The organism is Actinoplanes octamycinicus (assembly GCF_014205225.1).
Classification (GTDB): Bacteria; Actinomycetota; Actinomycetes; order Mycobacteriales; family Micromonosporaceae; genus Actinoplanes; species Actinoplanes octamycinicus.
Window position 1 is genome coordinate 1,421,114 of sequence record NZ_JACHNB010000001.1, and the last position, 24,668, is coordinate 1,445,781.

20 protein-coding genes are annotated in these 24,668 nt (G+C 70.0%); 11 read left to right on the forward strand and 9 right to left on the reverse strand.

All coding sequences use genetic code 11. The annotated features are described in order from the left end of the window. Positions 1-31 precede the first annotated feature (31 nt). Positions 32-841 carry a dihydropteroate synthase gene (folP, locus tag BJY16_RS06355; protein WP_185046297.1) on the reverse strand — a complete coding sequence of 270 codons (810 nt, stop codon included), beginning with the start codon at positions 839-841 and terminating at the stop codon, positions 32-34. A gap of 363 nt (positions 842-1,204) precedes the next feature. Here folP and BJY16_RS06360 point away from each other — a divergent pair, with 363 nt between their 5' ends. From BJY16_RS06360 to BJY16_RS46935, 7 genes are all read left to right on the forward strand, one after another. Then, positions 1,205-1,501 carry a hypothetical protein gene (locus BJY16_RS06360; RefSeq protein WP_185038178.1) on the forward strand — a complete coding sequence of 99 codons (297 nt, stop codon included), beginning with the start codon at positions 1,205-1,207 and terminating at the stop codon, positions 1,499-1,501. Between the two features lies 1 nt (position 1,502). After that, positions 1,503-1,865, forward strand: coding sequence for a hypothetical protein (locus BJY16_RS06365; RefSeq protein WP_185038179.1), 363 nt, complete (start codon positions 1,503-1,505; stop codon positions 1,863-1,865). 100 nt (positions 1,866-1,965) lie between these two features. Further along, complete coding sequence (locus tag BJY16_RS06370) at positions 1,966-5,193, forward strand: ATP-binding protein (protein ID WP_425551353.1); 3,228 nt, start codon at positions 1,966-1,968, stop codon at positions 5,191-5,193. A gap of 1 nt (position 5,194) precedes the next feature. After that, a complete protein-coding gene (locus BJY16_RS06375) occupies positions 5,195-7,156 on the forward strand; it encodes an MFS transporter (protein ID WP_185038181.1) in 1,962 nt (653 codons plus the stop codon). A gap of 4 nt (positions 7,157-7,160) precedes the next feature. Next, positions 7,161-7,706, forward strand: coding sequence for a hypothetical protein (locus BJY16_RS06380; RefSeq protein ID WP_185038182.1), 546 nt, complete (start codon positions 7,161-7,163; stop codon positions 7,704-7,706). Further along, positions 7,703-8,824: a M23 family metallopeptidase gene (locus BJY16_RS06385; protein WP_185038183.1), complete on the forward strand. Its 1,122-nt coding sequence runs from the start codon at positions 7,703-7,705 to the stop codon at positions 8,822-8,824. Before BJY16_RS06380 ends, BJY16_RS06385 begins: the two co-directional genes overlap by 4 nt. Next, positions 8,824-9,426: a hypothetical protein gene (locus BJY16_RS46935; protein ID WP_239177462.1), complete on the forward strand. Its 603-nt coding sequence runs from the start codon at positions 8,824-8,826 to the stop codon at positions 9,424-9,426. The genes BJY16_RS06385 and BJY16_RS46935 overlap by 1 nt, the downstream gene beginning before the upstream one ends. Here BJY16_RS46935 and BJY16_RS49095 read toward each other — a convergent pair whose 3' ends face one another. Beyond that, the gene (locus BJY16_RS49095) at positions 9,427-10,074 is read right to left on the reverse strand and encodes an Rv0361 family membrane protein (RefSeq protein ID WP_446471890.1); all 648 of its coding nucleotides are present in this window, start codon (positions 10,072-10,074) and stop codon (positions 9,427-9,429) included. Positions 10,075-10,819: 745 nt separating this feature from the next. On the opposite strand from BJY16_RS49095, the gene BJY16_RS06390 reads away from it, so the two are divergent. The 3 genes from BJY16_RS06390 to BJY16_RS06400 are packed head-to-tail and all read left to right on the forward strand — an operon-like array spanning position 10,820 to position 14,385. After that, entirely contained in the window at positions 10,820-13,420 is a 2,601-nt protein-coding gene (locus BJY16_RS06390; protein WP_185038184.1) for an FtsK/SpoIIIE domain-containing protein, read from the forward strand. Then, on the forward strand, positions 13,417-14,112 hold the full coding sequence (locus BJY16_RS06395; protein ID WP_185038185.1) for a hypothetical protein: 696 nt from the start codon (positions 13,417-13,419) through the stop codon (positions 14,110-14,112). Before BJY16_RS06390 ends, BJY16_RS06395 begins: the two co-directional genes overlap by 4 nt. A gap of 12 nt (positions 14,113-14,124) precedes the next feature. Next, entirely contained in the window at positions 14,125-14,385 is a 261-nt protein-coding gene (locus tag BJY16_RS06400; protein WP_185038186.1) for a hypothetical protein, read from the forward strand. 704 nt (positions 14,386-15,089) lie between these two features. Here BJY16_RS06400 and folE read toward each other — a convergent pair. The 6 genes from folE to dacB all read right to left on the reverse strand — a co-directional run bounded on the left by folE (position 15,090) and on the right by dacB (position 22,461). Next, positions 15,090-15,737: a GTP cyclohydrolase I FolE gene (folE, locus tag BJY16_RS06405; protein ID WP_185046298.1), complete on the reverse strand. Its 648-nt coding sequence runs from the start codon at positions 15,735-15,737 to the stop codon at positions 15,090-15,092. Next, the gene (gene ftsH / locus BJY16_RS06410; protein WP_185038187.1) at positions 15,734-17,746 is read right to left on the reverse strand and encodes an ATP-dependent zinc metalloprotease FtsH; all 2,013 of its coding nucleotides are present in this window, start codon (positions 17,744-17,746) and stop codon (positions 15,734-15,736) included. The genes folE and ftsH overlap by 4 nt, the downstream gene beginning before the upstream one ends. 295 nt (positions 17,747-18,041) lie before the next feature. Further along, complete coding sequence (gene hpt / locus BJY16_RS06415; RefSeq protein ID WP_185038188.1) at positions 18,042-18,617, reverse strand: hypoxanthine phosphoribosyltransferase; 576 nt, start codon at positions 18,615-18,617, stop codon at positions 18,042-18,044. A gap of 65 nt (positions 18,618-18,682) precedes the next feature. Then, positions 18,683-19,657: a tRNA lysidine(34) synthetase TilS gene (gene tilS / locus BJY16_RS06420; RefSeq protein ID WP_185038189.1), complete on the reverse strand. Its 975-nt coding sequence runs from the start codon at positions 19,655-19,657 to the stop codon at positions 18,683-18,685. A gap of 2 nt (positions 19,658-19,659) precedes the next feature. Next, on the reverse strand, positions 19,660-20,718 hold the full coding sequence (locus tag BJY16_RS06425) for an Rv3626c family coenzyme F420 biosynthesis-associated protein (protein WP_185038190.1): 1,059 nt from the start codon (positions 20,716-20,718) through the stop codon (positions 19,660-19,662). 69 nt (positions 20,719-20,787) lie between these two features. Continuing rightward, entirely contained in the window at positions 20,788-22,461 is a 1,674-nt protein-coding gene (gene dacB, locus BJY16_RS06430; RefSeq protein WP_311775301.1) for a D-alanyl-D-alanine carboxypeptidase/D-alanyl-D-alanine endopeptidase, read from the reverse strand. Between the two features lie 253 nt (positions 22,462-22,714). Between dacB and BJY16_RS06435 the strand changes: the two genes are divergently transcribed. Further along, the gene (locus tag BJY16_RS06435) at positions 22,715-23,215 is read left to right on the forward strand and encodes an inorganic diphosphatase (protein WP_185038192.1); all 501 of its coding nucleotides are present in this window, start codon (positions 22,715-22,717) and stop codon (positions 23,213-23,215) included. Between the two features lie 67 nt (positions 23,216-23,282). Here the strand turns inward: BJY16_RS06435 and eccD are convergent, their stop codons facing one another. Further along, positions 23,283-24,593 carry a type VII secretion integral membrane protein EccD gene (gene eccD / locus BJY16_RS06440; protein ID WP_185038193.1) on the reverse strand — a complete coding sequence of 437 codons (1,311 nt, stop codon included), beginning with the start codon at positions 24,591-24,593 and terminating at the stop codon, positions 23,283-23,285. Positions 24,594-24,668: the final 75 nt, after the last annotated feature.

Sequence of the window (24,668 nt, forward strand, 5' to 3'; positions counted from 1 at the left end):
GATGCCGCGGCGTGCGGCTGCGGTCGTACGTCTAGATCTTGCTGAGTCGCGGCGACCCGGTCGCGCGCCACACGGCCAGCGCGTCCGCGGTCTCGCGGACCTGATGCACCCGGACGCCCCAGGCGCCGGCGGCGAACGCCAGCAGAGAGGTGGCCAGCGTGGCCGCCTCGCGGCCGTCCACCGGGCGCGGCGTGCCGTCCGGCCCGGCCAGCAGACGGCCCAGGTAGGTCTTGCGGCTGGCCGCGAAGAGCAGCGGGTAACCGAGGTCGATCAGGACGTCGAGGTGGCTGCTGAGCGCCCAGTTGTGCTCGGCGGTCTTGGCGAACCCCAGGCCCGGGTCCAGGATGATCCGGCCGGGGTCGACGCCGGCCGCGATCGCGGCGTCCGCGCGGGCCCGCAGCTCGTCCCGGACCTCGGCGACCACGTCCCGGTAATCGGCGAGCCGCTGCATGTCGCGCGAGTGCCCGCGCCAGTGCATCAGCACCCAGGGGCAGCCGGCCGCCGCGGCGACCGCGGCCATGCCCGGGTCGGCCAGCCCGCCGGAGACGTCGTTGATCACCACGGCGCCGGCCGCCAGCGCGGCCTCGGCCACCGCCGCGCGGGTGGTGTCGATGCTGAGCCGGACGCCGGCGGCGGCCAGCGCCTCGATCACCGGGACCACCCGGGCGGCCTCGGTGGCGGCGTCGACCCGCTCCGCTCCCGGGCGGGTGGACTCGCCGCCGACATCGACGATGTCCGCGCCCTGGCGGGACAGCGAAATGCCATGTTCCACGGCAGCTTCAAGATCAGCCCAGCGCCCGCCGTCGGAGAACGAGTCCGGCGTGACGTTCAGGACGCCCATCACGACCGGGTGATCCCGATGCAGCAGATCAGCGCCGGTGACCTGGGCTTCTGTCGGCGGAGTCAGCACCCGTCGAGAGTACGGGGCGGGGTTCTTTCGAACAGGTGTACGATCCGTCGTGACTCAGATTCATGCACTCCTTCACCTTGGGTAACGAAACGGACGCTTGTTGCTCGCAAGTACGGGCCGTACTCTTCGGAACTGGGCATCATGAAGTGACCGAAGAGAGCAGACGAGCATGGCAGTGCCCGAACGGCTCACTCGACGTGGTGAGCTACAGGCTGCACGATATGGGCGTTGCCGTAAGGCTTTACCACTGCAGCGTGTCCGCACCCCCCATACCGGACACGGGGAGGTTTACCGATGATCGCCACCGAGCTCGCCGGACAGGTCGCGACGGCGTTCCATAGCGGCGTGCTCGCCGCCGCTGCCGAGCCCACAGGCATCAACACCTCGGGCATCGTCACTTTCTTCGCGAAGAACATCGCTCCGATCCTGCTCGCGGTGCTCGGCGTGATCTTCATCGGCCGGGCCAGCCGCGGTGAGGTGTCGAAGGTGCTCACCAGCTCGGCGATCGCCATCGTCGGCCTGGCCTTCATCGCCGGCGCGGCGACCCTGTTCTTCGTCGGCGACTACCTGATCAAGCTGATCTTCAACTGAGATGCGGCTCCGGACCGACGACGACATCTACCGGGCCCGCCTGGTCTATCTCGGCCCGCCCGGCTACACCCTGCCCGTCCACTTGCCGTACGCGCAGTACGGCATGTTCGTCGCGCTGGTGCCGCTGTTCATGGCCCTGCACTACCTGATCACGCTCGACTTCGACCCGTTCCCGGCGTGGGAGATCGCGCTGGCCATGGTCTCCACGTCGTACGTGTTCCGGCATGTCGACCCGGACCGGCCGGCCCGGGTCGTCATCCGCACCGCGCTCACCGACTGGCGCCGCACCCGCGAGCCCGCCGTGGAGCAACGCGATCCAAGACTTGTCGCCACTCGCATCCGGGTCCGGGAGGAGTTGGTATGACCAGTTTGGCCATCCTCGGCGGTGTTGACGCATGACCGGGAACATTCCGCGCGGGCATCCCGGCGCGGGCGCTTCGAGGCCGGGCAGGCAGAGTAACGGTGTGCGCCCGGACAACTACTCCTCGCCAGATTCGCTGGAAGACGTCGAAGAACTGGTGACCGCGCCCGGGCACGGCGGCGTCGGCGTGTTCCAGGCGCCGCACGCGGTGCGCGCGCCGGGGACGCCGGTGGACAGCACCATGGACATCGACTCGCCGTTCCTCGACCTCTTCGGCGGGACCCCGGCACCGGCCGCACCCACCCGTCCGAGTGATCTTCCGGCGAAACCGGAGGTGACCAACGGCCACCGTGCTCCGGCCGCGGTGAACGGGCACGGGGCACCGGCCGTCCTGGAGCCACCCGCTCCGAACGGGTACCAGGGCGCGCCCTTCACGCGGGCTCCGGCCGGACCGGAGCCTGACTTCTACCCGGCCCCGGCCGCGCCCGCTGCCAACGGCTCGTCCGCGCCCGCCCTGCCGGGCTCCCCGGTTCCGGACGCGCCGGACGCCGAGGACTGGGCCGAGTTCGACGAGTGGCCGCCGCAGCCGGCGCCGCCGATCGCCGCCGCCCCGCCGGCTCCCGTTCCGATGCCCCCTCCGGCCCCGCTCGTCCAGGCGCCGGCGCCCGCGCTGCCGGTGCCCGTACCCGAGAAGGCCCCGGTCAAGCGCAAGGAGAAGGCCCCGGCCCGGCGCTCGGAGCCGAAGGCGCCGAAAATGGCGCCGCTGCGCCCGCAGAAACTCAAGTTCAGCGACCGCGACCCGTCGATCGAGCTGGCGATCAGCGAGATCGCCGGGCATCTGACCTTCACCCAGGGCACCGTCACGGCGTGGTACCACCTGCCCGAGGTGCGCTGGGCGTTCCGCCCGGACGCCGAGCGGGAGGCGCTGCTCAGCGCGATCTCCGAGCAGTACGCCGGCCTGGCCGGCTTCCGGCTGCACCTGCGGCGGACCACCCGGCCGTTCCCGGCCGACGAGTGGGCGCGCACGGTCGACTCGTTCACCAGCCGGCCGCTGCCCGACGTGCAGGGCGCCACGTCCTGGTCGGACCACGTGGTCGGGGCGCAGCGGCACCTGCTCTCGATGAGCCACGCCGAGGGGCAGACGTACCTCGGGGTCACCTTCGCGCGACGGTCGCTCGGCGACACCTTCTCCGAGCGGATCCTGCGCGTCTTCGGCCGCGGGACGTCCGAGAACGAGCGGCGCAAGCTGGGTCGTACCGTCGAGCAGTTCGACGAGGTGCTGAACGCGTTCGGGATGCGCGGGCGGCGGGTCACCCCGCAGGAGCTGGAGTGGCTGCTGTTCCGCTCGGTGGCGCTCTGCATGGCGCCGCCCGGGCTGCTCTCCCCGGTCTCCAACGGCCACTGGGAGACCGGCGACCTGCTCGCACTCACCGAGCAGGTGGAGCGCTACCGCACGCCGTACGGATCCACGGTCAAGCTGGTCAACCGGATGACCGGCGAGGAGCGCCACGTCGCGGTCCTCTCGGTCGGCCGGATGGAGCCGCTGGAGATCCCCGAGAAACACGAGCCGTGGCTGCACTTCCACGAGCGGCTGCCGTGGCCGATGGAGCTCTCCTCGCGGATCGACATCCTCGGCTCGGGCAGCTCGTTCAAGAACCTCGAGCACCGGCTCCGGATGATCCGCTCGCAGCAGCTGGACTACGCCGAGCACGGCATCGACGCCCCGCCCGAGCTGGAGCGCCTGGCCAAACGCGCGCTGGTGATCGGCGACGAGATGACCACCGGCCTGCCCACCGACTCGGCCCGGGCGCACGGCTGGCACCGGATCGCGGTCGGCGGCGCCAACCGCGAGGAGTGCCTGGAGCGCGCCCGCCGGCTGATCCAGCTCTACTCCCGGGAGCTGCGGATCTCCCTGCAGCACCCGAAGAACCAGGACCAGCTGGCCCGCGAGTTCATCCCGGGCGAGCCGATCGCCAACACCGGCTACGTCCGGCGGATGCCGGTCAAGCTGCTCGCCGCGGCGCTGCCGCAGGCCGCCTCCACGGTTGGTGACCGGCGCGGCGACCTGATCGGGCGGACCGCCGGCACCTGCCGCCGGCCGGTCTTCCTCGACCTGCACTTCCCGATGGAGGTGCGGGAGCGGTCCGGGCTCGGCGTCTTCGTGGCCGAGCCGGGCGGTGGCAAGTCGACGCTGATGGGCGCACTCGGCTACCTGAACGCGCGCCGTGGCGTGCAGGTGACCCTGCTCGACCCGTCCGGGCCGCTCGCCCGGCTGTGCCAGATGCCGGAGCTGCGGCCGTACTCGCGGGTGCTGAACCTGACCGGCTCCGAGCAGGGCACGCTGGCGCCGTACGCGCTGATCCCGACCCCGATCCGCTCCGAGTTCTCCACCGGCGCGGCCGGCGACCGGGAGTACGAGATCGCCGTCTCCAACGCCCGGGCCGAGCGCCGCATGCTGGTCCAGGACATCTGCTCGATGCTGGTGCCGCCGCAGGTGGCCAAGGAGGCGTCCACCGCGACGCTGCTGCGGCACGCCGTCCGGCAGGTCCCGGCCGAGGAGACCTCCACCCTCGACGACGTGGTCACCACCCTGCAGGGCCTGGACGACGACGAGGGCCGGGAGCTGGCCAACCTGCTGCTGGACACCGCGGAGATGCCGCTCGCGCTGCTCTTCTTCGGCCGGCCGCCGCAGCACCTGCTCGGCGCCGACGCCGCGCTCACCGTGATCACCATGGCCGGCCTCCGTCTCCCCGACCTGAAAATCGAGCGGGAGTACTGGTCGGCCGAGGAGTCGCTGGCGCTGCCGATGCTGCACACCGCGCACCGGCTGGCGGTCCGGCGCTGCTACGGCGGCTCGATGTCGTCCCGCAAGATGGTCGGACTCGACGAGGCGCACTTCATGGAGGGCTGGCGCTCCGGCCGCTCGTTCCTGGTCCGGCTCGCCCGCGACTCCCGGAAATGGAACCTGGCCGCGCTGGTCGCCTCGCAGAACCCGCGCGACATCCTCGGCCTGGACGTGCAAAACCTGGTCTCCACGGTCTTCGTCGGGCGGATCGCCGAGGACCAGGAGATCGCTTCGGAGGCGTTGCGGTTGCTGCGGGTCCCGGTCCATGACGGGTACGAGGCGACGCTCGCCTCGCTGTCCCAGGTGGACACGTCGTCGCAGAGCCGGTTGGGCTTCCGCGAGTTCGTGATGCGGGACGTGGACGGGCGGGTCCAGAAGGTTCGCGTCGACGTCTCGTACGTCGAAGGGTTGTTGGAACACCTGGACACGACGCCTGGGACGGCGCAGCCCGCGGTGGTGCCCCTCCCGTCCGACCTGGAGGTTTGAGATGGTGCGGCGAGGGTTGGCGCTGTTCTCCACCTTGGTCGTGATGGTGGTGGCGTCGATCGCTTGGGCGGTGGCCGCCCCCTCGGGAGCGATTGCAGCGCCAGCCAAGGCCCCCGGCGAGGCGTGCAGCGTAGAGGAATGGAAGGCCAACGTTGACGAGTGCCTCAACCGCCTTACTAAAGCCATCGGCGACAAAGCAACCTGCGAAAAGGCCCCCATCCCCAGCACACCGGATTCCGGCCTAGCCGGGTGGTTCGCAGAGAAGCCGGAGGCGTCGGCTAAGACAGGCCGCACAGGCATGTACAGCCAATACGGATACGCCGGCTACAACTTCCCCAATTACGACCAAGAAGGTGGATGCGCCGCTGCCTTCACTGAAGCCGACTCGCGAGCCGAATCAGCTATCGCGAACGGTGAATTCATGTTCGCAACGTCAGTTATCGGAGCGTCGAATGCACTCCGAGAGCGCGCATGGGATCCAAAATCACTCTGGGGATGGGCCGACACATTAGTTGACCAGGCAACCCAAGCAGTCTACGAGAAGGTATTCAAGGTATTCGGCGTAATCACTCTTGCGATTGTTGGCCTCTACCTAATATGGCGGTCTCGCCAGGCCGATATGGGAGCAGCAACGACCACCGCTGGCTGGGCCATCTTGGTCATGGTTGGCGTTACGGCAATTGCCGCTTGGCCTGTCCGTTCGGCCAACTTAGCTGACCAGAGCCTGGTTACTTCACTAAGCGTCATCCACGGCGCACTAGACCCACAGCCTAAAAGCAACCCGGCCAACGCCTGCAAACTAGGCGAGCCGGATGCATGTGTGGATAATCGGCCACCGGCAGTCCGCGCAAGCGACACAGTGACCGAGACCATGCTATACCGAAATTGGCTGCGAGGCATTCTCGGATCGGCAGACAGCGAAACCGCCCAGAAATATGGCTATGCGCTCTACAGAGCCCACGCTTTCCAGTGGGAAGAGGTAGAGGACATTCGGGCAAACCCTCAAACGCGGAACGCTGCAATTGAGCGCAAGAAGGCTCAGTGGAAGGTAATCTCCGCGCAGATTAATATCGAGGATCCGGAAGCCTATGATTACCTTCAAGGCAAGAACGGGACAGAGCGGATCGGCTCTGGGTTTATTGCAGCTCTTGCCGCACTGATGTTCGCAATGTTCGACCTCACGGCATCGATTCTTGTGTTGCTAGGGTTTCTCGTATTCCGCTGGGCAGTCATTGCGGCCCCCATCCTCGGCACAATCGGACTTCTGCGGCCTGCAGGCTCGGGAATCCGCCGACTGGGAAATGCCGTCGTTGCCGCGATCTTCAATATCGCAATTTTCGGCACTGGCGCCGCCATCTATCTTTTCGCGGTCGATCTGATCATGAACACGGCAACATTACCAGGATGGCTGCAAGTAGTTCTGGTATGGCTATGCGGTGTTGTCGGCTGGCTCCTCCTCCGGCCATATCGCCGAATCACTCAACTCGGCGGCAAGGACGGCACCGCAGCAATCGTCTCCGCTGGCTCTTGGCACCGTCGCTTCTTCCGCGACATGCGTGAGGCCGCAAAGCTTGAAGTAGCTGAGGGGGGAGGAACTCGCGAGCCAGTGATCGGCAAGGACGGGCGTGTGGTCCTCGTCGAACAACGAAATATGCGTCCAGAAGCTAGGCTTGAGGACCCAGCGCACGCAACTTCTCCTCGCGCCGAAGTGACCAGTTCTCCGACTGGCGATCAATCTCAGCCGGCGCCTTCAGCACGTCCGGATGGCAAAGAAATCGCGAGAAGCGATAAGCCTGCTATAGAGACGGCCACTCGGCCCGCGCCAACTCGGACACGGCGTGGCTCCGAATGGACCGAGCCCGACGTGGCCGAGCGTCCAACGTCATATGCGATCTATCGGCCAGAGACGGGCGTCACCACGGAGGAACCGGCGACGCCGCGGGTGCGCTCCGAGGCAAGGTGATCGCGTGTCTGGAATAATTGCGCGCGGACTCAACGCGCTCTTCCGCTCACGATGGGGCGTGGCAGTTGTCCTTGCTGCCATTGTGCTGGCGGTGGTCGGTGTCGGTCGGCTCTTTTCTGATGGGGAGCCGTCATCCCCTTCCCTCGTGCAGAGCACAGCGACCCCAGCAATCAGCATAGATCCGTCCGAAGACGACAGTGTCGTTTCATCCGAAGCGCCGCCCACACCGAAGACCATTCCTGGGCGTGCTCAACCGGAAGCGGTGGCCTACGCGTTCGCATCAGCCTGGGTAAGTCATACCGGTGTCAGCTCTCAGAAGTGGCTTGATCGGCTTCTCCCGAACGCCACCTCGGATCTTGCTGATCAACTTCGTGGGGTTGACCCGGCTGGTGTGCCGGCGAACCGGGTGGTCGGCCGGCCCACCGTTGCAGCGGTGAATGACACCCTGGTCAACGCGGTAGTGACGATGAATTCCGGCAGGCTTAGTCTCCGGCTGGTGGCACCGGACGGTCACTGGTTAGTTGACGGCATCGACTGGGAAGCGGCATGACTCTCCGGCGGCCCCGCAAGGTTGTGCTCCTGATAGCCCTGGTGACAACGCTGGCGCTGTTGTGCTGTGGCGGCACTGTCACGGTGATTCTGTTCAGCGGGCTCAACGACAAGGACGAACAGGCCGACCTGAGTGCAGCTGCCTTCGGGTGTGGCGAGGGCGGGCCGATCGATCCGAACGCCAAGCTGCCCAACATCGATGACTACGGCGCTCAACAGGTTCGCAATGCGGCCATCATCATCAACACCGGCGCGAAGATGAAGCTGCCACCGCGTGCTTGGGTGATCGCGGTAGCCACCGCCATGCAGGAGTCCCGGCTGGTCAACCTAGGCGACCTTGGCGCTCGGAACGACCACGACTCACTCGGCCTGTTCCAGCAGCGGCCCAGTTCCGGTTGGGGTACGCCGGCACAGGTACGAGACCCGGTCTATGCAAGCACGAAGTTCTACGAGAAGCTCAAGAAGATCCCGGGCTGGGACAAGAAGGCACTGACCCGTGCGGCCCAGGCTGTGCAGATCAGCGCATATCCGGATGCCTACGCCAAGCACGAGCAGGCGGCCACTCAGATGGTCAACAAGCTCGCTCACGGGGCAGCGAACGCTGTCGGGAACTCGGTCTCGATGGTCTGCGCTGCGGGTGGACAGATCGCCGCGTCCGGGTGGACTGATCCGGTGCACGCGGAGGTCGGTTCCGCATTCCGTAGTCCGGAACGACCCAACCACCAGGGCGTCGACCTGATCGCTTCCCGGTACACGCCGATCGTGGCCGCGGCCAGTGGCATCGTGTCGATGGTCAAGTGCGACGAAGACTTCAGGGGTAGGAAGACCTGCAACGTCGATGGCTATCCGGGCAAGGGTGGCTGTGGGTGGATGGTCGAGATCCAGCACGCCGGCAATGTGATGACCCGGTACTGTCACATGGTGCAGCGGCCCTTCGTTCAAAAGAATCAGAAGGTGGAAGCCGGCCAAGTTCTCGGCAAGGTCGGCACCAGCGGGAACTCATCCGGCCCGCACCTTCATTTCGAAGTTCACTTGAACAACGACCGTTCAAGTTCCGGAGCAATCAATCCTGTTTCGTTCATGCAGCAGCACGGCGCACCCCTGGGCGACGCAGGATGATGAGCGAACCGGCACCGGATCCTTTCTTCGGCCAGGACAACTGGTCACTTGAACCACCTCGTCCGATCGTTCCCGTTCCGGCCACTATGAGCGGAAGAATGCGCGGGCGCCGAGTACTCACCGGTCTTCCGGGCTTGGGTTGGCGCGGCGATCTTCGGGCTGACGAAAAAGTTATCCAAGGAAGCCGGACCTACGTGCCCATAATGCCAGAGTCCGAGTGGTATCGAGCAGAGTCGGAAAGAACCGAGGTTTTCGCTGCCCTCGTGGCAATTGACAGAGTATGGGTGGAAGAATTGGGCGTTTCGGGACTAGGAAGTCTGAGCGCACATGACAAGCCACAACCGGTGTCGCTCGACGAGCCTCCCCGGCGCTTCCCCACATCTGCGGAGCGTGCGACATCCTTGACCGGACGTCGCGCGGTCCGTCTTCTGGAGGATGGTGGCGAACAGCGGGACTTGCGTGCCACCACAGAGCTATACATCAGCGAGAATGGCGATACCTGCGCACGAGTGGCTAACGAGAGCGATTGGTACCGCTGGGCGTGGAGCGGAAAATTCCCTCAAACTCTTGAAGTTGCAGCCAACTTACTTTGGCTCGAGTAACTATGAGGCCGCACTGGCTGAACAGACTCTCCAACCACCGCTATCAACCAACTCGAACACCCATGGCTTGAAGGTTCTCTCAGAACCATCAGATATCGTGCGAACTATCTCAGCAGTCGCAGTAGCACGGTCCCCTGAAGTCTTTACATCTAGGTCTTGCCAGGTAATAACAACTTGTATCGAGTACTTCTTCTCAACGCTTTCTACTTCGTCTCGAAATGAGGCGAGCCGACTAATATCGAGCCCCTCCTTGCAGGTGTAAAGCGCAGCCTCTTGGTCATTTCGATCAGTTAGGTACGCTCCCAGGAAATTGAAAATTACAACACTCGGGTCAGTGCGTTCAATCTTGGTGGCATTGTCGTAGAGGGAGACGATAACCCCGACGCCGCCTAGGCATAGAACGGCCAAAATTCCGGCCCCTAAGGCCAGCCACAACCGTGTGCGGCGGCTCCTGAAGCGGCCACTCCGCACAGGCAACACAGACGGGCCGGTGCTCGGAGGGGAGATGGCCGGGCCGGGGGTGTCGGGTGGAGCCGCGGGGATTGCCGGCGATGTGGGGCCGGGGTGTGGTTCGGGGGTGTGCGGCTGCATACCTACGACACTAATTCGTCTCAGAGGGCTCAACACTGCAGGGCGAGGGCCAATCATGCTCGAACCATGCGGTCCGCTGGGACGTACCGATCAACGTGGGCACGCTCCGCTGCACCGATCAACGCCCGTTTCGCACAGGCTCCGCTACGCCCTACCAATCAACGCTGCCACGCTCCACTTGGCCATACCAGCCGCCGCTGGCACGCTGCGGCACGCCGTACCGACCACACGCTGGCACGCTCCGCTGTGACGTATCGATCAACGCTGGCGTGCTCCACCGCCCGACACGAGCCAACACTGGCATGCTCCACCACGCGGCACTAGCCAACGCGGGCACGCTCCACTGGGTCATACCGGCCACCACTGGCCTGCTCCACCGCCCAGCACCAGCCAACGCGAGCACGCTCCACTGGGTCACACCGGCCACCACTGGCGTGCTCCACCGCCCAGCACCAGCCAACGCGGGCACGCCCCGCCACGCCACACCGGCCCACGCTGACACGCCCCGCCGCGCCACACCGGCCCACGCTGACACGCCCCGCCACGCCACACCGGCCCACGCTGACACGCCCCGCCACGCCACACCGGCCCACGCTGACACGCCCTGCCACGCCACACCGGCCCGACGCTGGCACGCTTCGGGACGCCCACCCACCAACGCCCGGCACCGTTCGGTGTGCTGTGCCAGGCGGCGGCCGATCCTGATAGGACACATTTGGCGGGCATCCTGGGAGGGGGACTCGGGGACCGCATTGCGGGTAGTGCGGCTGGTCTGGGATAGGTTTTATGCGCGCGACAGGAGGTGACGGCAGTGGCGGATTCGGCTCTGCGGGTCCGGCAGGCCGCTGCCCTGCACCGGCAAGCGGTGGCGACGGCGGACGCGGCCGCCGCCGCGCTGGAGGCGTATGCGCCCAGCGTTGCCGATCCGCGGGAGCAGCATCGGCTGGCCGAGCAGTTGCGGGTCGCGGCGGCGCAGGTGGCGCCCGGGTGGCTCGGGGCTCCGCTGGACGCTTTGACGCCCAAGGCCCCGCTCGGCGGTGGGCAGCCTCCGCAGTTTGTCCGGCTCGGGGTGGCGCAGCCGCTCGACGACGTGCGGTTCCCGGCGATCGTGCCGCTGCTCGGGACCGGGCACCTCACCGTCGACGCCAGTGCCACCGATCCTCGGGTATTCGGCCTGCTCAGGGCGCTGCTGCTGCGGCTGTTCGCGGCGGCGCCGGCCGGGTCGCTGCTGGTCCGGGCGGTGGACGGGGTCGGTGGTGGCGCGGTCTTCCAGCCGTTCGAGGAGCTGGCCGACGCCGGGCTGATGTCCCCGCCGGCCACCGACCGCCACGGGCTGCGCGACGTGCTGTCCGAGGCGGAGAAGTGGCTCAGGCCCGCGCGCGGCGAGAAGAGCGGCGGCAGACGACGGCGGGACCGGGTGCTGCTGGTGGTGATCGCCAGCCTGCCCGAGCTGACCGAGGGCGAGGAGCTGCGCCGGATCGCCGCGCTGGCCCAGCAGGGGCCGGATTCCGGGCTGCACCTGATCGTGGCCGGCTGGCCGCCGCCGCCGTTGACCGCGGAGACCACGCAGGCTCCGCTGCCGCGCACCACGGCCGTCTCGGTGCGTAACCCGTTCGCGGTGGTCGGTGACCCGCCCGGGGGATCTTTCGGCGCCACCCCGGACACCCCGTGGCTGAACGCGCCGGTCTTCCTGGACGAGGAGCCGCCGCCACACCTGATCGACGCGGTCTGCCAGGAGCTGGCCGCGCACACCGCCGCGGCGTCCCGGGTGACGCTGGCCGATCTGCTGCCGGAGCCGACCGAGGAGCTGTGGTCGGCGGACGCGTCGGGCGGGGTGGAGACCGTCGTCGGCCATCACGGAGACGTACCGTTAATTCTTCGTTTCAATGATCTGACCCCGCACTGGATGGTCGGCGGGCGGTCCGGGGCCGGCAAGACCGCCTTCCTGATCAACGTGCTCTATGGGCTGGGTGCCCGCTACTCCCCCGACGAGCTGTCGCTCTACCTGCTCGATTTCAAGGAGGGCGTGTCCTTCGCCGAGTTTGTGCCGACCCAGCGGGACCGGACCTGGCTGCCGCACGCCCGAGCCGTCGGCGTCGAGTCCGACCGGGAGTACGGGCTGGCCGTCCTCCGCGAGCTGGACGCCGAGATGGGCCGCCGCTCGATGGCCTACAAGCGGGCCGGCGTGTCCCGCTTCGCCGACCTGCGCGCGGTGGCGGCAGAGGAGGGCCGGGGCCGCCCGCTGCCCCGGGTTCTGTGCGTCATCGACGAGTTCCAGGTGCTGCTGGCCGGCAACGACCCGACCGCCGCCGAGGCGGTGGGCCTGCTCGAGTCGCTCGCCCGCAAGGGCCGGTCGTACGGGATTCATCTGGTCCTGGCGAGTCAGACGGTGCTGGGCGTCGAGGCGCTCTACGCCAAACGCGATTCGATCTTCGGACAGTTCCCGGTGCGGATCGCGCTGCCGGGCGGCGGTGACGTGCTGGAGCCGACCAACGACTCGGCGGCCGGCCTGCCGCTGGGCAGCGCGGTGGTGAACACGGCCGGCGGTTTGGGCGGCCCGCGCGGCGCCACCCGCGGCCACGAGCGGGTGGTCCGCTTCCCCGACCCGCACGCCGACCAGGAGCTGCTCAGCGACCTGCGGCACAAGCTGTGGGGCGCCCGCGACCCGGAGTCGATCCCGCCGCGGATCTTCGCCGGTTACGCGCACCAGCATCTGGCCGACGACCCGTCCTACCGGGCCGCGCTGGCCGGTCGCGCCGGCCGGCCGACCGCGCTGGTCGGCCGGATCATCGACGTGAGCCTGTCCACCGCGACCTTCCCGCTGGATTCCTCGCCGGGGCGGCACCTGGCGATCCTGGGCTCGCAGGCGGCCGGTTCCGAGGTGCTGGACGCGGCGGCCCGCAGCGTGGCGGCCTGCCACGCGCCGCGGACCGCCCGGTTCGTGATCGCCTCGCTGGTCGCCGAGGGGGACGCGCTGGCCGCCGCGCTGGCCGCGGAGATCAGCCACCGGCAGGAGGTGGTCGTGGTGGACGCCGCCGGGCTCGCCGCCGAGCTGGCCGCCGACCAGCCGGGCTACCGCGTGGTGTTCGGCATGGACGCCGCCCCGCCGGGCAGCCTGAGCGGGCTGCGTCAGCTGTTGCGCGAGGGGCCGAGCCGGGGCGCGCACCTGCTGTCCTGGTGGCGCGGGGTGCGCCGGTTCGGCGAGGAGACCGGCGGCAGCATGGGCCGGGAGGACGTGGCCGGCCTGCTCTTCCTGAACGTTCCGCAGTCGGATGTCACGCTGCTGCTGGGCCGCCCGGTCGACTGGCAGCCCCGGCCGAACCGGGCGCTGCTGCACGACCGGCACACCGACCGCACCGTGACGGTGGTCCCCTTCGTCCGGCCGGAGGGCGCGAACCCATGACCGAGCAGGCAGAACAGAGCGGCGTCGTGCCGGCCCAGGCGTCCCCGCCGACCGGCGGGCCGTGGGCCGCCTATCTGGCGGCCGCCCGGGATCTGGACACGGTGCGGCGCGCGGCGAGTTCGGTGGCCGGCGAGCAGGCCGCGACCATCAACGCCGCCCGCCAGGAGCTCACTTCGGTACGCGCCCGTCTCGCCCCGCAGCAGGCCCGCCTGGTCCGCGACTTCGGCGTGCCACCGGCCGACCTGGTGCCGCTGGAGGGTGAGCGGGCCAGCGCCCTGGCCGCGGTCACCGGCGGCCCGGGCGCGGTGCTGTCCGCGCTGCGGCAGGCCCGGGTCACCGCGGATGCCGCCGATCACGCCTTCATCGGCCCGGCGCCGGTCGGCCCGTCCCGCCCCTGGGCGCGGAACCTGCTGGTCTACGGCCCGTTCGCGGCCGCCGTGCTGCTCGTGCAGATCATCCTCTACCTGGTGGCGCCGAGCGGTTCGCTGCCCACCTACACGCTGCTGTGCGGGCTGAGCATGCCGCTGCTCGCGTTCGGCTTGGGCTTCGCCACGATCGGCTTCGTCTGGGGCCCGGACGCCGAGAAGGCCGGGACGACCGTGGACCGCACCCCGGTCGTCGGCGTCGTCACCTGCCTCACACCGGTGCTGCTCACCTGCATGGGCGTCGGCCTGCAAGCCATCTTCAACTGAAGCGGAGAGATCATGGCCAACGTCGAGGAAGTCAAGGTCAGCCTCGCCGCCTCGGTGGACGGCGCGGAGCGCGCGGTCGCCGGCATCCAGGCGGTCGCCGACCAGCTGGACCAGTCGCTGGCCCTGCTGCGCCTGACCGCGGTCGGCTCGTTCCACCCGACCACCGCGGCCGCCATCTCCCAGCTGGAGCAGGCCCGCACCCGGCTCGACGAGGCCACCCAGCTCACCCGCGCCGCCATCGAGTCCGCCAACCAGTTCCGCGGCATGATCTGATCCGGTGCCGACAGCGTGCTGATGCCGCCGCCGTTGCCAGCATCCAAGATCAAATTCAGAATCCTGACTCGGATCCGCGCTGATCACTGATCGTCGCTCCCGCCAGGGACCCTTCCGGCCTGAGCTGGCCGCTGGCGCGTCCAGAACGCTCAGCCCGCAAGGGCGACGTCCGCGGGTGGTAACGACGAGCCAGATCAAAACCCACTGAGCTGCTGGTCACCGCCACGCCCCCGCTCAAGGTCCCCGGCTGGCTCCCATGGGTGTCTCAACGCGGTTGAGACACCCATGGAAGCCAGCCAAGGGAACGGGACGCGGCCGGGACAGTGACCACCGGCGGGCGCCGCGGCAAGCCGATGGCCGGGACCCGCCCCGGGCAGGCGCCCCGGACTGGACTTTCGCACCCGGCGGCCGCCGCAGCCCGGAATTTCGCACCACGGCGCGTGCTGCGGGCCGGCTTTGCACCATGGCGGGTGCCGCAGGCCGGGCTTTGCACCATGGCGGGTGCCGCAGGCCGGGCTTTGCATCACGGCGGGTGCCGCGGGCCGGGCTTTGCACCACGGCGGGTGCCGCGGGCCGGGCTTTGCACCACGGCGGGGGCTGCGGCCGGGCTTTGCATCACGCGGGTGCGGGCGGGGGTTTTGCACAGTGGCGGGTGTGCGGGGAGCGGTCGGACGTCGCGGGGGCGGGCCGGACCGCTCGACTGACTACCGCGCGTTTATGAGAGCCATCGCTTCGGCTCGGACTTTGCCGTCGGTTTGGAAGGCGCCACGGACCGCTGACGTCACGGTGCGGGCGCCGACCTTGCGGATCCCGCGCATCTCCATGCACAGGTGCTCGCACTCCAGGACCACTATCACGCCGCGCGCGCCCAGCTGCTTCATCAGCAGGTCGGCGATCTGCGAGGTGAGCCGCTCCTGGACCTGCGGGCGGCGGGCGTAGACCTCGACCAGGCGGGCCAGCTTGGACAGGCCGGTGATCCGGCCGTCGGTGCCCGGGACGTAGCCGATGTGCGCGACGCCCTTGAACGGCAGCAGGTGGTGCTCGCACATGCTCTGCACCTCGATGTCGCGGACCAGCACGAGCTCCTCGTGGTCCGCCTCGAAGGTGGTGGTGAGCACGGTCGCCGGGTCCACCCGGAGGCCGGCGAACAGCTCCGCATAGGCACGGGCGACCCGGGCGGGGGTCCGCGCCAGGCCGTCCCGGTCCGGGTCCTCACCGATCGCGATGAGGATCTCCCGGACCGCTTTCTCGATCCGCCCGAGGTCGACGGCCTGCTCGACGGGTGTACCCGTGAGCTTGCCGTCGACCAGCCGGGCGGCGAGGTAGTCGAGTTCGTCTCGCGTGTTGATCAGTTGCTGCCTTCCGCGGCGCCGTTGGCGTTCGGCCCGACGGCGAGCTGACCGTCCGACTCGGCCTGTGCCTTCAGCTTGTCCCGCTCGGCCGGGGTGAGCACCGGCGGAGCCTCGGACGGCAGGCGCTTGCCGAACCCGTTGAACGGCGACATCGGCGGACGCTTCGCCACCCGGGCGCAGATCCGGTCCATGTCCTCGCGGGTGATCGTCTCTTTCTCGATCAGCTCGAGGACCATGCTGTCCAGCACGTCGCGGTACTCGACCAGGATCTCCCAGGCCTCGTCGTGGGCCAGCTCGATCAGGGCACGCACCTCGGCGTCGATGTCGGCGGCGACCGCGTCCGAGTAGTCCCGCTCGTGGCCCATGTTGCGGCCCAGGAACGGCTCGTCGTTGCTGGTGCCGTACTTCACCGCGCCGAGCTTGGAGCTCATGCCGTACTGCGTGACCATGGCGCGGGCCAGGCCGGTCGCCTTCTCGATGTCGTTGCCGGCGCCGGTGGTGGGCTCGTGGAAGACGAGCTCCTCGGCGGCCCGGCCACCCAGCGCGTACGCCAGGGTGTCGATCATCTCGGCGCGGGTCTGGGTGTACTTGTCCTCGGTCGGCAGGACCAGGGTGTGACCCAGCGACCGGCCGCGCGGCAGGATCGTCACCTTGTGCACCGGCGCGGAGTGCGGCAGCGCGTAGGCGACCAGCGCGTGCCCACCCTCGTGGTACGCGGTGATCTTCTTCTCGTTGTCGCTCATCGCCCGGGTGCGGCGCTCGGGGCCGGCGATGACCCGGTCGATCGCCTCCTCGAGGAAGTCGTTCGAGATGGCCCGCTTCTCGTTGCGCGCGGTCAGCAGGGCGGCCTCGTTGATCACGTTGGCCAGGTCGGCGCCGGAGAAACCGGGCGTGCGACGGGCCACCGAGTCGAGGTCGACGTCCGGCGTGAACGGCTTGCCCTTGGCGTGCACCCGCAGGATCGCCTTGCGGCCCTCCATGTCCGGGTTGTCCACCGGGATCTGCCGGTCGAACCGGCCCGGGCGCAGCAGCGCCGGGTCGAGGATGTCCGGCCGGTTGGTGGCCGCGATCAGGATCACGCCGCCCTTGGTGTCGAAGCCGTCCATCTCGACGAGCAGCTGGTTGAGCGTCTGCTCGCGCTCGTCGTGACCGCCACCCATGCCGGCGCCACGGTGCCGGCCGACCGCGTCGATCTCGTCCACGAAGACGATCGCCGGCGCGTTCGACTTGGCCTGCTCGAAGAGGTCGCGGACCCGGCTGGCGCCGACACCGACGAACATCTCCACGAAGTCCGAGCCGGAGATGGAGTAGAACGGCACCCCGGCCTCGCCGGCCACCGCGCGGGCCAGCAGCGTCTTACCGGTACCGGGCTGGCCGAAGAGCAGCACGCCCTTCGGGATCTTGGCGCCCAGGGCCTGGTACTTCGCCGGGTTCTGCAGGAAGTCCTTGATCTCCTGGAGCTCCTCGACCGCCTCGTCGGCGCCCGCCACGTCGGCGAACGTCGTCTTCGGCGTGTCCTTGGTGATCATCTTCGCCTTGGACTTGCCGAAGTTCAGCACCCGCGAGCCGCCACCCTGCATCTGCGACATGAACAGCAGCAGCAGGACCACCAGAATGGCGATCGGCAGCAGGTTGATCAGCAGGCTGAGGAGGATGTTGTCGCCGGAGACGGTGCTGTTGATCGTCCCGGTGATCCGGCCGGCCGCCTTGGCCGCCAGGACGTCATCCCAGACATCGCTGGTGACCTCGTACGGATATTGGGTTTCGATCTTGTCCGTGGACTTGCCGTTGAACTGCTCGGCGTCCTTGAGATCGATCTGGAGCGTCTGCTCCTTGTCCTTCTGGACGACCTTCTCGATGCCGGGCTGGTTCAGACGCTCAAGCGCGACCGAAGTATCAACTCGCTGGTAGCTCGGACCACTGGTGAAGATCGAGCTCAGCGCGACTACGCCGATGATCACCAGAATGATCCAGACCACCGGGCGGCGGAAGAAACGCGTACGTTCCATACTGTTGTCGGGCGCCAAGCGCCCGGACCCTCCTGATCGGCGTCCTGGTCACCTCAACGTCGCCGCCCACCGGCGGCCGCCGGATCAATTCCCCGCTTGGCGTCGGTGAATCACTCCCGGCCCCTCCGGCGCTCGTGACACCGCGCCATCGGTCACTCGACCGTACACCGTGGGCACGGTTTGCGAACCCGTGAGGCCGGAGGGCGAACTCCACGTAACCCCCCGCAATCCAGCGCGTTTCAGCAATAAAACAGGCGATAACCACCATTACTGAGAACACGCTGAGAAAAGCGGTTCAGCTACGGGCGTAGACCTCCGGCTTCAGCACCCCCACGTACGGCAACTCGCGGTAACGCTCCGCGAAGTCCAGTCCGTAACCGACCACGAACTCGTTCGGGATGTCGAAGCCCACGTAGCGGACCGGCACCTGCACCTTCACCGCGTCCGGCTTGCGGAACAGGGCGACCACCTCGACGCTGGCCGGCTGCCGCGACTCGAGGTATTTCATCAGCCAGGACAGGGTCAGCCCGGAGTCCACGATGTCCTCGACCACCAGCACGTGCCGGCCGGCGATGTCCCGGTCCAGGTCCTTCAGGATCCGCACCACGCCGGACGAGGTGGTGCCCTGCCCGTAGGAGGAGACCGCCATGAACTCCATCTCGGTGGACGGTCCGTGCCGGCCCAGCGAGCGGGCGAAGTCGGCCATGAACATGACCGCGCCCTTCAGCACGCAGACCAGGAGGATGCCGTCGGTGGCGTCAGCGTGATCCACCGAGACCTGCTTCGCCAATTCGTCGATCTTCTCGCGGATCTGCTCCTCCGAGATGATCACGTGGTCGATGTCGGCGTCGTACCAAGAGCCATCAGCCATGTGCCTAAGCCTGCCGCATCAAGGTTACCGATGGCGAAACGGGGCCGGATTCCGATCCGGCGACCTCACTTGATATGGGTCGGAACCACCCGAACGAGGTCACTCCCCCGCCGCGCCACCGCGATCCCGGCGGGCAGGAACGCCGGCCCCTGCCCGCGCCAGCCGGTCACCAGCGCGTCCAGGGCGGTCACATGCGGGTACGCCAGCGCGCCGCCGGGCGCCCCCAGCTCCCGCGCCCACCGGTGCAGCACCCGGCCGCGGATCGCGGCGGGCAACCCGGCCAGCGCCGGCACCGACAGCCCGGCCGCCGACCGGGCCTGCTCCAGGGCCGCGACGGCCAGCTCGTCCAGCGCCGCGTTGTCCGCGGCGACCAGCGCGGCGGTCCGGGCCAGGTTGCCCACCACGGCCGGACCCAGCGCACCGACCAGGGTGGGCAGCGCGGTGCCACGGACCCGGGAGCGGGCGTACGCCGGGTCGGTGTTGTGCGGGTCCTCCCAGGGCGCCAGCCCGAGCGCGGCGCACGCCTTGCGGGTGTCCGCGCGGGCCACGTCGAGCAGCGGCCGGCGGAACACCCCGCGCCGCTCCGGCATCCCGGCCAGCCCGCGCGGCCCGGCGCCCCGGGCCAGCGCCAGCAGCACCGTCTCGGCCTGGTCGTCGCGGGTGTGCCCGAGCAGCACCGCGGCCGCGCCCAGCTCGCCGGCGGCCGACTCCAGCGCCGTGTAGCGCGCGCTCCGGGCGGCCGCCTCCGGACCGCCGGGCAGCCCGGCGACCGTGACGGTGGCGACCCGCACCGGGTCGAAGCCGGCGTCCCGGGCCCAGGCGGCCACCGACCGGGCCCGCCGGTCCGACCCCTCCTGCAGGCCGTGGTCCACGGTGACCAGCCCGACCCGGGCGGTGGTGAACCGGGCCGCCGCGGCCAGCGACAGCGAGTCGGCGCCGCCCGAGCAGGCGACCAGCACGAGCGCGTCGGCCGGCAGGTCGGCCAGGCCGCGCCGGACCGCCGTGCGGATCGCGGCGACCGGGGCCGGGATCCGGGCCACGGTCAGTCGAGCGCCGGGCGCGGGCCGTGGACCCGGGCCACCCAGGCGTCCGGGTCGCCCAGCTCGTCCAGCGCCGGCAGGGTCAGCGGGGACTCGAAGATCTTGTTGAAGGCATCCATCCCGACCCGCTCGACCACGCCGTGCACGAACTTGCGGCCCTCCGCGTACTGCCGCATCTTGACCTCGATGCCGAGCAGCCGGCGGATGGTTTTCTCCAGCGGGTTGCCGGTCTCCCGGCGGCGGTTGAACTTGGCCCGGATCGACTCGACGGACGGGATCACCTCCGGCCCGACCCCGTCCATCACGAACTCGGCGTGCCCCTCCAGCAGGGTCATCAGCGCGGTGAGCCGGTCCAGCACGGCTTTCTGCCCGGGGGTCTGCACGATGTCCAGCACCGAGGCCCGGCTCTCCGGATCGCGCAGCGCGTCGGAGAGGCTGGCGACGCCACGGCGCATCCGCTCCAGCATGTGCTCGCCGCCCTGCGAGGCGTCGACGAAGGCCTGCACCTGGCCGAGGAAGTAGCCGCGCATCCAGGGGACCGCGGTGAACTGGGTGAGGTGGGTCACCTCGTGCAGGCAGACCCAGAGCCGGAAGTCCCGCGGGTCGGCGCCGATCTTGCGCTCCACCTCGACGATGTTCGGCGCGTTCAGCAGGAGCTGGCCGGGGTCGGCGGAGAACACCTCGTATTGACCGAGGACCCGGCCGGAGAGGTAGGCCAGGATGGTGCCGGCCTGCACGCCGGTCACCCGGGAGCCGATCGCCTCGGCGAACGCGCCCGGCTGCCGGTCGCCGGCCAGCTTGGTGACCAGCGGGGTGATCACCTGCCGGAGGCCGGCGATGTTCACCTTCGCCCAGTCGCGGCGGTCGACCACCCGCACCGGGGCGGCCTCGGTCTGCGGGTGCAAGCCGGTGTACGCCGCCACGTGCCCGGCCGCCTCGTCGGTCAGCACCCGCAGCTCGGACACCACCTGAGCGGCCTCGTCGTAGGAGACCGCCGGGCCGGATTTCGACAGCGCGCCCGCGGTCGCGGCGGCCAGATCCCAATCAACGAACTGCGCCATGGAGCTGACAGTACCCGCGTGATTCCAGAGCGCACTCCGGTGAAACCCCGAGCCTGCCCGGGCGGCGGATCAGGCGCAGCCGCAGGCGACCAGCTTGGCCACCACCTTGTCGAGCGCCGACTTGGCCGCGCCGGCGTCCGAGGTGGCGCTCGCCATCAGGGCGAACGCCAGCACCCGCCCGTCCTTGGTGACCAGCACCCCGGCCAGCGTGTTCACCCCGCTCAGCGTGCCGGTCTTGGCCCGCACCACGCCCTGCGCGGTCCGGTTCGGGCTGGGCGTGACGAACCGGGTCCGCAGCGTGCCGGACCAGCCGGCCACCGGCAGGCCGTCGAACATCGCGGACAGCTCCGGCCGGGTGCCGTTGGCCGCCAGCGACAGGGTCTGCACCAGCAGCGCCGGGCTGATCCCGTTGTTCCGGGACAGGCCGCTGGCGTCGTAGAGGTCCGCCTCGTCGCCGTTCAGCCCCAGGTCGCGGAGCTTCTGGATCATCGCCTCGGCGGTGCCGTCGAAGCTCGCCTCGGCGCCGGCCGCCAGCGGGACCTGCCGGCCGATCGCCTCGGCCAGGGTGTTGTCGCTCTGCTGCAGCATCCAGTCGAGGATCTGCACCAGCGGCGGCGACTCCACCCGGCCCAGCTCCCGGCCGGGGGTCAGGCCGGCCGCCGGGGCGGAGGCCGCGGCCGAGGCCGGCGCGGAGGCGGCCGCGGCGGCCGGCGCCTTGCCCTTGCCGACCCGCTCGGACGGGACGTCCAGCAGGTTCGCGAAGGCCCGGCCGGCGGCCAGCGCCGGGTCGGAGAAGCGCGGGTCGCCGCCGTGCTCGTTGTGCACCGGGGTGATCCGGCCGGCGTTGGTCATCAGCGCCTGGATCCGGGACACCTGGCCGAGCGGCGAGATGTCCTCGGAGTCCCAGCCCTTGGCCGTCTCCGGGCCGCTGAACAGCGAGATGTCCACGGTCACCCGGGTGATCGGGGTACCGCCCATCGCCTTGCGCACCTGCGCGGCCAGCCGGTCCAGCCGGGCCGCGCCGGGGAACTGCGCCTTGGCGTTGATCGCCAGGGTCGGGTCGCCGCCCCCGATGATCACCACCTCGCCGGGCCGGCCGCCGGCCACCGCCCGGGTGGCCAGCCGGTAGGCCGGGCCGCGGGCGGCCAGCGCGGTCACCGCGGTGAGCAGCTTGGTGGTCGACGCCGGGGTGGTCGGCACCTCGGCGTCCCGGGAGTAGAGCAGTTCCTGCGAGGCGACGTCGACCACCGAGGCGTGCACCCGGTCACCCAGCGCGGCCGAGCCGACCAGCGGATCGAGGGCCGCCTTGACCGCCGGCGCGCTCGGCGGCTCGCCCTGCGCCGCGACGGCGGCCAGCACCGGGGTCGGCTTCGGGTCGGGGGTGATCGCCGGGCGGGTGGGCGCCGGGGACTCGGCGCTGAGCCAGCCGTCGATCGGACCGGGCCGGACGACGAGCCCGACGACGGCGAGCGCGACCAGGACGACGACGGTTGCCGCGGCGGCCACGACCTTCGTACCGAAAAATCGGCTCTTGTCGGCCGGGAGCGGGCCGGGGTCGGCGCCGCCGGACGCGCCGGACGGGGTGGCCGAGGAGGCGCCGGACGGCGCGGGCGAGGCCGGGCGGGCGGTGTTGAGCGGGACCGAGGCTTTTCCGTACGCACCCGTGCCGCCCACCGCCGGGTTCAGCGCGGTCGGCTGCTGATCCTGGGGAACCGCGGGCCGGCCGGGGTCGCCGGGTGGCACACTGGCCCAGCCGGACTGCCATTTACCGGCATCCGGGCGGTTTGACCCGTCCGACACGCCGTCGTGGCCCGAACCGTTCTGTGAATCTTGCCTCGTCACACGCCCCTCCTCGCCCGTGGCGTCAGACTTAGGGGAGACTAGCGACATCCGGCACACCGTCGCGCGCGGATCCTGCGGGCCCTGCTTCCACCCCCCGCTTCCCCGCCCGGCGGACCGGTCTATTCAAGCGGGCAAGCAAAAGGGGAGCGAAATAATGGATTTCGACGTTCTGGTTGAGATCCCCAAGGGGCAGCGCAACAAGTACGAGGTGGACCACAAGACCGGGCGAATCCGCCTGGACCGGACCCTCTTCACCGCGACACAGTATCCCGCCGACTACGGCTACATCGAGGGCACCCTGGGCCAGGACGGCGACCCGCTGGACGCCCTGGTGCTGATCCAGGAGCCGACCTTCCCCGGCTGCCTGGTCCGGGCCCGCGCGATCGGCATGTACCGGATGACCGACGAGAAGGGCCGCGACGACAAGGTGCTCTGCGTGCCCTACGAGGACCCGCGCCAGGAGCACCTGCGGGACATCCACCACCTGGGCGAGTTCGACCGGATGGAGATCCAGCACTTCTTCACGGTCTACAAGGACCTGGAGCCGGGCAAGTCGGTCGAGGGCGCGACCTGGGTGGGCCGGGTCGAGGCCGAGGCCGAGATCAAGGCGTCGTTCGCTCGCGCCGAGGCCGAAGAGGCCGAGGGAGAGCACTGACCGCTCGCTTCCCACGCACCGCTGACGACCGCACCTGCGGGGCTCCGGCCCCGCAGGTGCGGTCGTATCAGAACGCGATGCCGCTGACCGCCTCGTAGAGCCCGGCCACCGCGCAGGCCAGCGGGATGACCGCCACCGTGGCCAGCACGTCCAGCACGTCGGCGACCCGGGCCGGCGACCGGGACGGCGGCAGCGCCGGCCAGGCCACCCCGGCCAGGGCCAGCAGCACGCAGCCCAGGGCGGCCACCGGCAGCGCCCCCGGACCGGCCGCGCCGAGCAGATCCACGCCGAGCGCCAGCGCGGCGGCCAGTCCGCCGGCGAGCAGCGGCAGCCGCTGCCGCCGGGCCCGGAACAGCCGGGACCGCAGCAGCAGCGCGACCGCCCCGGCGCCGAGCAGCGCCCGGGCCGCCGGGGTGTCGATCCGGGCCAGCGCCACGGCCGCCCCGGCCACCAGCACCGCGTGCCCGGCCAGCAGGCCGGTCAGCAACTCGTCGGTCCGGTCCACAGCGGCCAGCACCGCGACCCGGTCCGGGCGGCGGCGGATCGCCTCCAGCGCCGGATCGTCCGGGACGTCGACCGGCGGCCGCGGCAGCCGGCCCACGCGGATGGCGAGCGCCGGGAGCAGCGCGACCCCGCAGACCAGCACGGCCAGCAGCACGGCCGGGCCGGTGAACGCGGCCACCGCGCCGAGCGTCCCGGCCGTCGCGCCGGCGGCGAACACCGGGACCCCGGTGGCCACCCCGAACCCGCCGGCGGCCGCGGCGAGCAGCAGCGCCACCGAGCCGGCCAGCAGCGCCCCGCCCGGGTCGGCCGGACCGGCCAGCACCGCGCCGCCGACGCCCGCGTAGGCCAGGGCGAAGCCGCCGAGCAGCACGGCCGCCCGGCCCGCGCCGAACGCCCGGGACGCGGTGGCCGCGGCCAGCAGGAGCAGGACGGCCAGGCCGAGCCCGGCGCCACCGGCCACACCCCGCCACAGGACAGCCAGCCCGGCGGTCAGCGCGATCGCCGCGAGGACCAGGGCGGCGACCCGGGTGGTGGCCGGGCTCCACACCCCGCCGCGCTGCCGTGCGGCCTCGGCGACCGCCTCGGCCACGTCGTCGTACTCCAGCTCGGGCCACTCGTCGTCGGCCGGGCAGAGATGCAGCACCTCGCCGTCGCGCACGCCCTGCGGGTGCAGCCCGCGGCCGGTCTCCAGGATGCCCCCGCCGGCCCGGCGCAGCACCCAGCCGCCGTGCCGCTCGCCCACGTCGGCGAGGTCCTCGCCGGCGTGCTGCAGCACCTCGGGCAGCAGCTCGGCCAGCGGCACGTGCTCGGGCAGCGCCACGTCCACCCGGCGTCGCGGCGCGCTGATCGTGACACGGGCCAGACCGGTGTCCACCAGGCCCCTCTCGGTTGTCCACAGGAGACTCGTCGGTACTGCGGGATCGACGTCAATGTATCTAGCATGAGCCGG